Source organism: Erwinia rhapontici, assembly GCF_012271765.1.
In the GTDB taxonomy this organism is placed as follows: domain Bacteria; phylum Pseudomonadota; class Gammaproteobacteria; order Enterobacterales; family Enterobacteriaceae; genus Erwinia; species Erwinia rhapontici.
In genome coordinates, this window is record NZ_VRKO01000003.1 from 114,843 (window position 1) to 127,457 (window position 12,615).

Here is a 12,615-nt window from a genome sequence, read left to right on the forward strand (position 1 = left end):
AGGCTACTCTGACAACGGGCAGCGACAGCGGCCCAAGGACATTTTGCTTTTGTGATCGTCACATCACGGAGTTACTGCACCCCTGCGGGTGTAAAGGAGTTCACTTGATTACACATGTCAGCCCTCTCGGCTCAATGGACCTGCTTTCACAGCTCGAAGTCGATATGCTGAAGCGCACGGCCAGCAGCGACCTCTACCAGTTATTCCGTAACTGCTCACTTGCCGTGCTGAATTCAGGCAGTCAAACCGACAGTAGCCACGAACTGCTTTCCCGCTTCGAAAGCTTTGATATTAACGTGCTGCGCCGTGAGCGCGGCGTCAAACTGGAACTGATCAACCCGCCAGAAGAGGCATTTGTTGACGGGCGAATTATTCGTGCGCTTCAGGCTAACCTGTTTGCCGTTCTGCGCGACATCTTGTTCCTCAACGGCCAGATCGATAACGCCGGGCGCTTCCAGCAGTTGAAAGCGGAAGATCCCGTCCATATCACCAACCTGGTTTTCTCTATTCTGCGTAACGCGCGAGCGCTGCACGTAGGAGAAGAGCCCAATACCGTGGTGTGCTGGGGTGGTCACTCAATCAACGCCGTTGAATACCAATACTGCCGCAACGTTGGCTCCCAGCTTGGCTTACGTGAACTGAATATTTGCACCGGCTGCGGGCCGGGTGTAATGGAAGCACCGATGAAAGGGGCGGCAGTGGGCCATGCCCAGCAGCGCTACAGAGATAGCCGTTTCATCGGTCTGACCGAACCCTCAATCATTGCTGCCGAACCGCCTAACCCGCTGGTGAATGAACTGATCATCATGCCCGATATCGAAAAACGCCTGGAAGCGTTTGTGCGTATCGCCCACGGCATTATCATCTTCCCCGGCGGGGTCGGAACAGCCGAAGAGCTGCTTTATCTGCTGGGTATCCTGATGAACCCACACAACCATGACCAGGTTCTGCCGCTGATCCTCACCGGACCAAAAGAGAGTGCCGACTACTTCCGCGTGCTGGATGAGTTTATTGTCAGTACCCTGGGGGATGAAGCACGCAAGCACTACACCATCATTATTGATGATGCGGCCGAAGTGGCACGTCTGATGAAAAAAGCGATGCCGAAAGTGAAAGAGTATCGCCGCGAAACCGGTGATGCTTACAGCTTCAACTGGGCACTACGCATTGCGCCCGACCTGCAAATGCCGTTTATGCCAAGCCATGAAAATATGGCAAACCTCAATCTGTCTCCCGAACAGCCTGCCGAACAGCTGGCAGCTGCACTGCGCCGGGCGTTCTCCGGCATCGTGGCCGGTAACGTGAAAGATGTGGGCATCAAGGCCATCAAAGAGAAAGGGCCGTACAAACTGCACGGTGACCCGGAAATCATGCGTCGCATGGATGATCTGCTGCAAGGATTTGTCGCGCAGCACCGTATGAAGCTGCCGGGCAGCGCGTATATCCCCTGTTACGAAATCATTAAGTAAAGAGCGGCCTGCGGGCCGCTCAGGGTTATCTGATGATACATCTGTTAATTATCGATGCGCTGAATCTGATTCGGCGCATTCATGCGGTTCAGGGCTCCCCTTGCCAGGAAACCTGCCTGAATGCCCTGCAACAATTGTTGCTCCACACACGCCCAACGCACGCCGTGGCCGTTTTTGATGATGATGATCGCAGCGACAGCTGGCGCCATCAGATCCTGCCTGATTACAAAGCGGGACGTTCACCGATGCCGGATTCCCTGCGTGACGAAATGCCGTTGCTCCGGGCTGCCTTTGCCAGTATTGGTGTAACCAGCTGGCACTCAAAAGGCGATGAAGCTGACGATCTGGCCGCAACGCTGGCCAGCAAGGTCGCCTCCGCAGGCCATCAGGCGACGATTGTGTCGACCGACAAAGGCTACTGCCAGTTGCTGGCACCGACTATCCAAATTCGTGATTACTTCCAGAAACGCTGGCTGGATGTGCCTTTTATTGCCGCAGAATTTGGCGTGGCTCCGGCACAGCTGACCGATTACTGGGGGCTGGCGGGGATCAGCAGCAGCAAAATCCCCGGCGTTGCGGGCATTGGGGCCAAAAGTGCCAGCCAGCTACTGCAACAGTTCGGCAGTCTGGCGCAGATTTATCAGCAGTTGGATCACGTACCGGAAAAATGGCGCAAAAAACTGGCCGAACATCAGCAGATGGCGGAAATCTGTCAGCAGGTGGCAACGCTTAAAACGGATTTAGTGCTGGAAGGGAATCTGAAGGATCTGCGTTTGCCGTAGGGTCGGGCTCGTTTAACAACGGGCGAGGCATGCCTCGCCCCTACATTCTGGATTATTTTTCGTCGCGGCGGCCCGGCGCGGCGCTCCAGATGCGGCGGATATGTACCGTTACTTCTTCACGATCGTGATAAAGCTGACGCGCCTGAATCTGTGCATTAATGCCATTTTCTTTCAGCTTTTCGTCGATCATCGCCAGGTTCTGCGAGACCTCTTCATAGCGTTTTTTCATCGGCAGCTTGAGGTTAAAAATCGCCTCACGACACCAGCCATTCACCAGCCAGTCCGCCATCAGATTTGCCACACGCACCGGTTTTTCTACCATGTCGCAGACCACCCAATAGTTATTGCTACGCGTTGGGCGATATTTGAAGCCGTCTTCACGCTGATGGAACACCTGCCCGGTATCCATCAGGCTCGGTGCCATCGGACCGTTATCTACCGCGTTAACCATCATGCTGCGCTGCACAAGCTGATAGGTCCAGCCGCCAGGACAGGCCCCCAGATCCACTGCCCACATCCCGCTGGCCAGGCGCTCATCCCACTCATCGGCAGGAATAAAGACATGGAAAGCCTCTTCCAGCTTGAGCGTGGAACGGCTTGGTGCATCGGAAGGGAACTTCAGGCGCGGAATGCCCATAAACAGCGCGGAATTATTCTGCGGCAGGGAATACCCTACATAACAGCAGCCAGAAGCGATAAAGAACACGTGAACCACCGGGCGCTTATTGCTTTCGTAGTTAAGCAGAATGCCTTCTTTACGCAGGCTGGCACGCAGCGGGACGGTAAACTTACGGCAGAACTTCAGCAGCTCTTTGCTGGCATTGGTGTCCGGCACTTCAACACGCAGATCGCCGCCCTTCTCTACCACTCCGGTCAGCATCCCCGCGACAGGCGAGATGCGGTCCTCGGTGGGCAGGTCACGCAGCAGTTCACCCACCACGATCATCTGGCGGGAGAAAATCAGTTCGCTAAACGGCAGCTCATTGAGCAACTTTTCTGCTTCACCCTGCTGATAGCACTCAAACAGCACGTAGGCAGAGTCATCTTTCACGCGGGCGAAGCCATACACTTCGCGTTCAGCGGCTTTGGCGGTAATTTCGGCCGCACACTCTTTCTCAAAACCCTGACGGCAATACAGCAAAATTTTATTCATGGCGATCTGCCCTTTTTTTCAGACGCAGCGCGCCAACCAACATCAGAACCCACCCGATCAGGAAGCCAGTGCCGCCAATCGGGGTGATATAAACCCATAACTTCAGGTGGGACAGCGCCAGGCAGTAAAGGCTGCCGCTGAACAATACCGTACCCAGCGCTAAAAATGCGCTGCTCCAGTAAAACCAGATATTTGCACGGCGCAGCATCGCTGCTGCCATACCGAGTATCGCCAGGGTGTGAAACGCCTGATACTCCAGCCCGGTTTTAATCCAGGCCATCTCTGCGCTTCCCAGCGACTTGCTTAACACGTGGGCACCAAATGCCCCCAGCATCACGTAGAAGAATCCACTGATGGCGGAGAAAATCAGCATTGCACGACTGGACATGACACCATCCTCTATCCGGACAGGGAGGCCCCTCCCTGTCTCTTTATTCATTACCCCTGCCGCTCGGCGGCGAAGGCATCACGGTCAGTGTTCGTAGCGAAAGCGAAATTTTTCTTGTTCGCTGGCCGCTTTTGCCAGAATCCACTGACGGAAGGCGGCTATTTTACCCAGTTCTGCCTGACTGTCATGACAAACCAGATAAAAAGCATTTTTACTGACTAATACATCATTAAACGGGCACACTAACCTGCCCGCTTCAATCTCGCTCTGCGCCATCACGTTATTAGCCAGTGCAACGCCTTGTCCATGGATTGCCGCCTGGAGCACCATGGCACTGTGGCTGAAAATCGGCCCCTGCTGAACATTAATACTGTTCAGCCCCAGTTGTCGGGTATACGCCTGCCAGTCACGGCGTGATGCATCATGCAGTAAAGTATGGCCTGCCAGTGCCGCAGGCGATGTCAACGGGCGCTCGCCCGTTAACAGCAGCGGTGAACAGACCGGAAGCAGGTATTCCGCATAGAGTTTTTCCACCCGCAATCCCGGCCAGTTACCGCGTCCATAGAAAATCGCCACGTCCACATCATCGGCCAGTTTCTCTTCATCGCGGTCCACGGCCTGGATACGAACATCGATTCCCGGATAAGCTGAGTTAAAGCTGGTCAGTCTTGGCACCAGCCATTGAATGGCAAAACTCGGCAGCAAACTGACCGTCAGTGCGCCTTTTGCACTGCGGGCCTGTAGCTTGCGCGTGGCATCATTCAGCGCGGTGAAAATTTCTTTAATATCGAGGTAATAGCTTTGCCCTTCTTCCGTCAGCAGCAGAGATCGATTACGTCTACGGAACAGCTTAAGGCCCAGAAAGTCTTCCAGTGACTTGATTTGATGACTGACAGCGGCCTGAGTCACAAACAGTTCTTCTGCCGCTCGGGTAAAACTGAGATGACGCGCAGCAGCGTCAAAAACCCGCAGCGCATTCAAAGGTGGTAAACGTTTAGACATGATAGATGGGTACTTTTCATCAAGGCCGGGCGTTGCTCTGTTACACAGAGTTACGTATTAGTTTTTTTTATCCGAGGCATTATAAATTGTCCGTTGAGGAACTGCCAGCAAATACCTATAGTTGCGCCACTTCCTGAGCCGGAACGAAAAGTGTTTTGAAATTTGGTGCTAACGCGCGGAATTTTGAGGGGCTTTTGGCTTGTGTCGTGATGTTGTGTTTGCATTTGACCTGACGATTTTCAGGTCTGGTAGCCTGGCTACCTTTTATTCCTGTAGATTTACCCTGTCTGTCCATATTGATTGTTAATAGCACCGCCTGTGGCGGTGCTTTTTTTTGCCTGCGTTTTACTGGCCCATCTCAACCATCTCTTTGACATCAGAGCGGTTAATCTGCTGTTTTGACCCATTGGCATCTTTATAGCTGATCATCCCGGTATCATCGTCTACCATAGGTTTGCCCTCGGCAACGATAGTCCGGCCGTCATTGGTATGCATCACATAATTGCTTGAACAACCAGCCAGAGCTAATGTCATGGTGCAGGCTGCGATCACAGCGGCGAGCTTTTTCATTTTTATATCTCCGTGATGAGAAGAAGTACCCGATGAGCTGTCAAAATAACAATAGAAAAGGGTTTAACATCCTACTAAGACAGCGCTTCTATTTGCGGGTAAACACTATAAACAGTCATAATTCAGCATAACGCGCTTTTTCAGCTTTGCCAGAAAACCACATCTCTTTCAGTCTGGTCCTAAAAAGGCACGAACCATCCCAGAGGAACGCGTAAAAAGTATGACGTCATTTAATCCGCGGCACTTTCGCCAGCAGTTCCCCGCACTCAACGATGCCACCTGCTATCTCGACAGCGCAGCCACCGCGCTGAAACCGCTGGCGGTGATTGATGCCACGGAACAGTTTTATCGCCTGAGTGCGGGTACGGTCCATCGTAGCCAGTTTGCTGCCGCACAGCGCCTGACCGAACGTTATGAACAGGCCCGCGCACAGGTGGCACACCTGCTGAATGCCGCCAGCAGCCACAATATTGTCTGGACCAAAGGCACCACTGAAGCGATCAATCTGGTGGCACAAAGTTGGCTGCGCCCGCGCCTGCAAGCGGGGGATGAGATCGTGGTCAGCGAAGCGGAACACCACGCTAATCTGGTGCCCTGGCTGATGGTGGCAGAACAGACGGGTGCCCGCGTCGTCAAATGGTCGATTGGTAAAAACCGCCTGCCAGACCCCGATCTGCTCCCGGCACTGCTGAATGCACGCACACGTCTGGTGGCCGTGGGGCAAATGTCTAACGTCACTGGCGGTTGCCCTGACCTGCAACGGATCATCAGCCTTGCGCATGGCTGTGGTGCAAAAGTGATGGTCGATGGCGCCCAGGGCGTGGTGCACTGCCCTCCGGATGTACAGGCACTGGATATTGATTTTTATGCTTTTTCGGCACATAAGCTGTACGGCCCGATGGGCATTGGTGCGCTGTATGGCAAAGCCGAACGCCTGGCAGAAATGGTGCCCTGGCAGGGGGGCGGCAAGATGATAAGCAGCGTGACCTTCGAGGGATTTACCCCGCAACCCGTCCCGTGGTGCTTTGAAGCCGGCACCCCTAATGTGGCTGGCGTCATTGGCCTGAGTGCTGCGCTGGAGTGGTTAAGCCACATCGATGTAGCTGCCGCCGAGCGCTGGAGTTGTGAACTGGCGACACAGGCCGAACAACATCTGTCGGCACTGCCCGGTTTCCGCAGCTATCGCGCCAGCCACTCCAGCCTGCTGGCATTTGATATTACGGGTATCCATCACAGTGACGTCGTGATGCTACTGGCCGAAAGCGGCATTGCCGTGCGCGCCGGGCAGCACTGCGCCCAGCCGTTGCTGGCCGCCCTGGGCGTCAGCGGGACATTACGTGCCTCCTTCGCCCCTTATAATACCGTTGAAGATGTGGACGCGCTGGTCGCGGCCATGACCAGCGCCCTGACACTACTGGCAGATTAATCATGAGTTTACCGCTTATCGCTTCGCATCCCTTTGGCACACTGATTACTCCGGACACACTGCGGGCGCAGTTTTCCCATTTCAGGCAGTGGGAGGAGCGTTACCGCCAGCTGATCCTGCTGGGCAAACAGTTGCCCGCCCTGCCCGATGAACTGAGAAGTGCTGATATTGAGCTGACCGGATGTGAAAATCGCGTCTGGCTGGGGCATCAGCTGATGGCTGACGGGCGTCTGCATTTCTTTGGCGAGAGCGAGGGACGTATTGTGCGCGGGCTGTTGGCCGTACTGCTGACGGCTGTAGAAGGTAAAACAGCGACACAGTTACAACAGGACGATCCGCTGGCGCTATTTGAGCAGTTGGGATTAAAAGAACAGCTGAGCGCCTCACGCAGCGCCGGATTGCAGGCGATGGCCGATGCCGTGATACGGGCGGTGAATGAATAATACGGCTGCTTGTAACCGTCGGGTCGATCATTTTTTCGATCGACCCGTGCAATAAAAGGCTGACCGAAACAGAAGATCAGCCTCTACGCTATTTATGCCTGACGCGCTGCTTTTGCCATCATTTTCTTCAGCACATGGGATACCGCGACAAAACCAAAGGTGGCGGTGACCATCGTTGCAGCACCAAACCCTGCCGCACAGTCCATACGCTTCGGGCCTTCTGCGGTGCTGCGCGACGCACATACCGAGCCATCCGGCTGCGGATACATCAACGCCTCGGTGGAAAACACGCAGTCGATTCCCAACTTACCTTTGCTGTTTCTGACGATATTGAAATCACTTTTGAGCCGCTCGCGCAATTTCGCCGCCAGCGGATCCTGAATGGTTTTTGCCAGATCGGCCACCTGGATCTGTGTGGGATCAATCTGCCCACCTGCGCCCCCGGTGGTCACCAGCGGCACTTTATTACGCCGACACCATGACAGCAGCGCTGCTTTGGGTCGCACGCTATCAATGGCATCAACCACATAACTGAAGTCCTTCCCAATCAGCTCCGCCGTATTCTCTGGTGTAATGAAGTCGTCAACACAGGTCACCCGGCATTCCGGATTGATCGCCAGCAGACGTTCAGCCATCACCTCGGTTTTCGCCCGGCCAACATTCTCTTTCAGCGCGTGAACCTGACGATTGGTGTTGGTGACGCAGACGTCGTCCATATCGATCAATGTGATCGCACCGATGCCGGTACGTACCAATGCTTCCGCCGCCCACGAACCAACCCCACCAATGCCCACTACACAGACATGCGCATCCGCAAAGAGCTGAAGCGCAGACTGGCCATAGAGGCGCGCCGTTCCGCCAAAGCGTTGCCGCCAGGCATCTGAAAGAACCATCATCTGTTATTCCTCGAAACCTATCCAAACACAGCGGGCCGCCTTCGCCGCCCGCTGTGGATTTACTGACTGACCAGTAAACCACTCTGAGAAGAACTATTCTGTGCAGAAGAGAATATCGGTGCGCCGGCCCCTGGGGCATTTTTCAGCACCCAGACGCGGCCATAATGGTTAAACCAGCCCGCCATATGCCCGGCATCGGGGCCGATTCCCTGGTATATGTCGAAGTGCTGCCCTTTAATGGCCCCCCCTACATCCAGCGACACCATTATACGCATCTCATATTTGCCGGTAAATTTACCGTTGTTATCCAGCAACGGAATCTCTGCCAGCAGCGCAGTACCCGGTGGGATCAACGCACGGTCAGCCGCGACCGAAGCTTTTGCCACCAGCGGCACCGCGCTGGCACCACGCACGGGCGCAAAGTTCTCAGGTTTAAAGAAGACAAAGGAAGGGTTCTGCTCCAGCAGTTCGCGCACCTCAGCCGGGCTGTGCGTTTCGCCCCACTGACGGATAGCCTGCATCGACATGTCTTCGCGCTTCACTTCACCGCGGTCGATCAGAACTTTACCGATACTGCGATAAGGATGGCCATTCTTACCACCGTAGCCGAAGAACGTCAGCGGACGCCCATCCCCGTAGTCAACATAGCCGCTGCCCTGCACATCCATAATAAAGTTATCCATCAGCGAATTGCTGTAGCCCGCGATAAAGCGTTCATCCAGCGCACCACTGTAGATTTCCGCCCGGCTTGGCAGCTTCCTGCCCTTACTACGCGGTGGCATACGGTATAAAGGATACTGGAATTCACCCTGGCGGGTGTAACGCGCCTGAATCACCGGGGTGTAGTAACCGGTAAACTGAACGTTGCCATAATTGTCGGTGCCTTCCATCTGATATGCATCCAGACCGAACTGGCGCAACTGACGAGTATCGCCCCCGGCCATCAGCCAGCTCTCGATGGCGCTATAGGTGCCGGACTGACGCGAATACATGCCCGCAGAGGAAAAACGGATTTGAGAAACCTGGTCGGCAAAGTCTTTGCCATTCACCGGGCGCCCCTTCGCGTTGGGCTGATTGACCAGCGCCAGCGGTTGATTCAGTGTCCCATCCTTATACTGTTGCCCACGATCGGTGGGTTTCGACGAACACCCCGCCAGCAGCGCCAGCAGCGTGCCGGTCACCAGATATTTTGCCCAACCTGCTTTCATGCCTTCTTTACCTTTATACGGGAACCCTGCGCGAAGATAGCAAAGGCACCGCCATAATTAAATGCGCCTTCTGAAAAAGACCTGAGGCATTTGTGCAACATTCCAGCATCTGAGCGTAAAAATCCATCACAACCACGATTTTAGCCACTTATCTGCAAAAAGGGGTTGCAAGAAAACCCATCAGGCGTATAGTGCGCAACCACGGACGCGGGATGGAGCAGCCTGGTAGCTCGTCGGGCTCATAACCCGAAGGTCGTCGGTTCAAATCCGGCTCCCGCAACCAATTAAACACCCTTAAGGGTGTTTTTTTGTATCTGTCGTTTGTCCCCCTCTTGCTGAATCACAGCGGAATCCTTTCCGCCCGTTGACTATTTATGCAGTGCCAGCGGCGCACCGTTAGCAAAATACGCTTTAATCCCTGCCAGAATGGAATCCGCCACCTGATGCTGAAAACGTGTGGTGCGTAATTTACGTTCCTCTTCGATATTGCTGATAAAGGCCGTTTCTACCAGAATCGAAGGGATATCCGGTGCTTTCAGTACCGCAAAGCCTGCCTGATCCACCGTCCGCTTATGCAGATGGTTAATTTTCCCCATGCGCGACAACACCTCTTTGCCAAACTTCAGACTGTCGTTAATCGTCAGGCTCTGCACCATATCGAACATGGTGTGGTCGAGGTAACGGTCGCCGCTTCTGCTAACGCCCCCAATCAGATCGGATTCATTCTGCGTCTGTGCCAGAAAACGGGCAGCGGTACTGGTTGCCCCTTTCGTCGACAGCGCAAACACCGATGATCCGCGTGCCGCACGGCTGGTAAATGCATCAGCATGAATCGAGATAAACAGGTCGGCACGCTGCTTGCGCGCTTTCGCCACACGCACTTTCAGGGGAATAAAGACATCCTCATTGCGCGTCATATAGGCACGCATGTTCGGCTGCTTATCGATCAGGGCCTTCAGCCGTCGGCCAATCTTCAGCACCACATCTTTCTCGCGCGTTTTATGCTTACCAACGGCCCCGGAGTCTTCACCGCCGTGGCCGGGATCGATCATGATGACAATGGGACGATCCCGACCCGCCTTACCGGGAAGCGGTGCGGCCGCTGGCTGGCTGCGTTCGAGATCGCCCTTGTTGTAATCTTCCAGCAATGCCAGTAGCGGATCATCATTGTGCTGTTGTGTTTGCACCGGATAGAGATCCAGTACCAGACGATTTTTGATCCCGGCAACCGGATCGAGCGTAAAAATACGCGGCGCAACGTTTTGCTTTAGCTCAAGCACCAGCCGGACGGTGTTTTGGTCGAACTGGCCGACACGCGCATTTTTAATATAGGGATCGTCCTGACGGACCAGATTGCCCACGCTATTCAGCGCCGAATTCAGCCGGATATTATCGATATCCACGACCACGCGATCGGGATTGCTGAGGGCAAACTGCTTATACTTAAGCGGCGTGTTGGACTCAATGGTCAGACGTGAATAAGTAGAAGAAGGCCAGAGGCGGATCGCGACCACATGGCCGCTGGCGGCCATGCCGACACGGCTGATGCTGAGTAACCAGGCTGCGCCTGCCCCTTGTAATAACCGCCGCCGGTTAAGTGAGGTTGAATCGGTCATGCCACTCCTGATGCGTTGCTGTGTTTAATAAAAAGCCAATAACAAAAATTTTGCAAAAACTTTAACGAATCCACCAGGCAGTGTCACCCAAAAAAAGCGAATAAATGCAGGGCATTAGCCACAGAGAAATGCGGTAGCAAGTGATAAGTAAGGATAAATGCCACTTGCACCCGGAGTGATAAAAGAATAAAAATACACTTTTACCGAATAATAATTCAAAGAGGGTTTACCGTGAAGGAACGTAGTACCGAGCTGGTCCAGGGATTCCGCCATACAGTTCCCTATATCAACGCCCATCGTGGTAAAACGTTTGTCATTATGCTGGGTGGTGAAGCCATCGAGCATGAGAACTTCTCAAGCATCGTCAATGATATCGGCCTGCTGCACAGCCTGGGTATCCGCCTGGTCGTAGTGTATGGCGCCCGCCCGCAAATTGATGCCAGCCTCGCCGAGCGTAACCTCGAACCGCTCTACCATAAACATACCCGCGTTACGGATGCGCAGTCGCTGGAGCTGGTCAAACAGGCCGCAGGCCGTTTACAGCTGGATATCACTGCCCGCCTGTCGATGAGCCTCAATAACACGCCGCTACAGGGCGCACATATTAATGTGGTCAGCGGCAACTTTATTATTGCCCAGCCGCTGGGCGTGGATGACGGCGTGGACTACTGTCACAGCGGCCGTATTCGTCGTATCGATGAAGAAGCTATTCATCGCCAGCTGGACAGCGGTGCTATCGTGCTGATGGGGCCCGTCGCCGTTTCGGTCACCGGAGAGAGCTTCAACCTGACCTCTGAAGAGGTTGCCACCCAGCTGGCGATCAAACTGAAAGCTGAAAAAATGATCGGCTTCTGTTCCGAACAGGGCGTGACGAACAATGAAGGCAATATTGTTTCCGAGCTATTCCCTAATGAAGCGCAGAAGCGTATTGAAGAACTGGAAACCAGCGATGATTATCACTCCGGCACCGTGCGCTTCCTGCGTGGTGCCGTGAAAGCCTGCCGCAGCGGCGTGCGCCGTAGTCACCTGATTAGCTATCAGGAAGATGGCACCCTGTTGCAGGAGCTGTTCTCACGCGACGGTATCGGTACGCAGATTGTAATGGAGAGCGCCGAGCAGATCCGCCGCGCCACGATTAACGATATTGGTGGCATTCTGGAACTGATCCGCCCGCTGGAGCAGCAGGGCATTCTGGTGCGCCGCTCGCGCGAGCAGCTGGAAATGGAAATCGATAAGTTTACGATTGTTGAACGCGATAACCTGACCATCGGCTGCGCTGCACTTTATCCATTCCCCGAAGAGCAGATCGGTGAAATGGCCTGCGTGGCAGTACACCCGGATTACCGCAGTTCGGCACGCGGCGAGGCACTGCTGGAGCGCGTAGCGTTACAGGCACGCCAGATGGGGTTAAAAAAACTGTTTGTGCTGACCACACGCAGTATTCACTGGTTCCAGGAACGTGGTTTTGTCCCGGTGGATATCGAACTGCTGCCGGAAAGCAAAAAACAGATGTACAACTATCAGCGTCGTTCCAAAGTGCTGATGGTCGACCTGCGGGAAGCCACCGCCCATACGCGGCAAAGTTAATCGCGCACCGCACGATTAACCGACGGGGCGAGGCATGCTCCGTTCGATGTTAACCGGGACGGGCATGCCCGTCCC

12 protein-coding genes and 1 tRNA gene are annotated in these 12,615 nt (G+C 54.5%); 6 read left to right on the top strand and 7 right to left on the bottom strand.

Annotated elements, in window-relative coordinates:
* The first annotated feature begins 104 nt into the window (after nucleotides 1-104).
* Nucleotides 105-1,469 (top strand): nucleotide 5'-monophosphate nucleosidase PpnN, encoded by a 1,365-nt coding sequence (gene ppnN / locus FVB43_RS01575; protein WP_159337935.1) that lies wholly within the window; start codon nucleotides 105-107, stop codon nucleotides 1,467-1,469.
* Nucleotides 1,470-1,501: 32 nt separating this feature from the next.
* Nucleotides 1,502-2,251: a flap endonuclease Xni gene (xni, locus tag FVB43_RS01580; protein WP_167863287.1), complete on the top strand. Its 750-nt coding sequence runs from the start codon at nucleotides 1,502-1,504 to the stop codon at nucleotides 2,249-2,251.
* Nucleotides 2,252-2,303: 52 nt separating this feature from the next.
* Here the strand turns inward: xni and rlmM are convergent, their stop codons facing one another.
* From rlmM to FVB43_RS01600, 4 genes are all read right to left on the bottom strand, one after another.
* On the bottom strand, nucleotides 2,304-3,404 hold the full coding sequence (rlmM, locus tag FVB43_RS01585; protein WP_133846061.1) for a 23S rRNA (cytidine(2498)-2'-O)-methyltransferase RlmM: 1,101 nt from the start codon (nucleotides 3,402-3,404) through the stop codon (nucleotides 2,304-2,306).
* Complete coding sequence (locus FVB43_RS01590; protein ID WP_133846062.1) at nucleotides 3,397-3,792, bottom strand: DUF423 domain-containing protein; 396 nt, start codon at nucleotides 3,790-3,792, stop codon at nucleotides 3,397-3,399. The genes rlmM and FVB43_RS01590 overlap by 8 nt, the downstream gene beginning before the upstream one ends.
* An 84-nt stretch (nucleotides 3,793-3,876) precedes the next feature.
* Nucleotides 3,877-4,794, bottom strand: coding sequence for a glycine cleavage system transcriptional regulator GcvA (gene gcvA, locus FVB43_RS01595; protein WP_133846063.1), 918 nt, complete (start codon nucleotides 4,792-4,794; stop codon nucleotides 3,877-3,879).
* Nucleotides 4,795-5,139: 345 nt separating this feature from the next.
* A complete protein-coding gene (locus FVB43_RS01600) occupies nucleotides 5,140-5,364 on the bottom strand; it encodes a YgdI/YgdR family lipoprotein (protein WP_133846064.1) in 225 nt (74 codons plus the stop codon).
* Between the two features lie 220 nt (nucleotides 5,365-5,584).
* On the opposite strand from FVB43_RS01600, the gene csdA reads away from it, so the two are divergent.
* Entirely contained in the window at nucleotides 5,585-6,790 is a 1,206-nt protein-coding gene (gene csdA / locus FVB43_RS01605; RefSeq protein WP_167863288.1) for a cysteine desulfurase CsdA, read from the top strand.
* Between the two features lie 2 nt (nucleotides 6,791-6,792).
* Nucleotides 6,793-7,233, top strand: coding sequence for a cysteine desulfurase sulfur acceptor subunit CsdE (csdE, locus tag FVB43_RS01610; RefSeq protein ID WP_167863289.1), 441 nt, complete (start codon nucleotides 6,793-6,795; stop codon nucleotides 7,231-7,233).
* 92 nt (nucleotides 7,234-7,325) lie between these two features.
* Here the strand turns inward: csdE and tcdA are convergent, their stop codons facing one another.
* Complete coding sequence (gene tcdA / locus FVB43_RS01615) at nucleotides 7,326-8,126, bottom strand: tRNA cyclic N6-threonylcarbamoyladenosine(37) synthase TcdA (protein ID WP_171149576.1); 801 nt, start codon at nucleotides 8,124-8,126, stop codon at nucleotides 7,326-7,328.
* 62 nt (nucleotides 8,127-8,188) lie between these two features.
* On the bottom strand, nucleotides 8,189-9,337 hold the full coding sequence (gene mltA, locus FVB43_RS01620; protein WP_167863290.1) for a murein transglycosylase A: 1,149 nt from the start codon (nucleotides 9,335-9,337) through the stop codon (nucleotides 8,189-8,191).
* A gap of 206 nt (nucleotides 9,338-9,543) precedes the next feature.
* Between mltA and FVB43_RS01625 the strand changes: the two genes are divergently transcribed.
* A tRNA-Met gene (locus FVB43_RS01625) sits at nucleotides 9,544-9,620 on the top strand.
* Nucleotides 9,621-9,705: 85 nt separating this feature from the next.
* Here FVB43_RS01625 and amiC read toward each other — a convergent pair.
* On the bottom strand, nucleotides 9,706-10,953 hold the full coding sequence (gene amiC / locus FVB43_RS01630; RefSeq protein WP_133846069.1) for an N-acetylmuramoyl-L-alanine amidase AmiC: 1,248 nt from the start codon (nucleotides 10,951-10,953) through the stop codon (nucleotides 9,706-9,708).
* A gap of 231 nt (nucleotides 10,954-11,184) precedes the next feature.
* Here amiC and argA point away from each other — a divergent pair, with 231 nt between their 5' ends.
* Nucleotides 11,185-12,540: an amino-acid N-acetyltransferase gene (gene argA / locus FVB43_RS01635; RefSeq protein ID WP_133846070.1), complete on the top strand. Its 1,356-nt coding sequence runs from the start codon at nucleotides 11,185-11,187 to the stop codon at nucleotides 12,538-12,540.
* The last annotated feature ends 75 nt before the right edge of the window (nucleotides 12,541-12,615 follow it).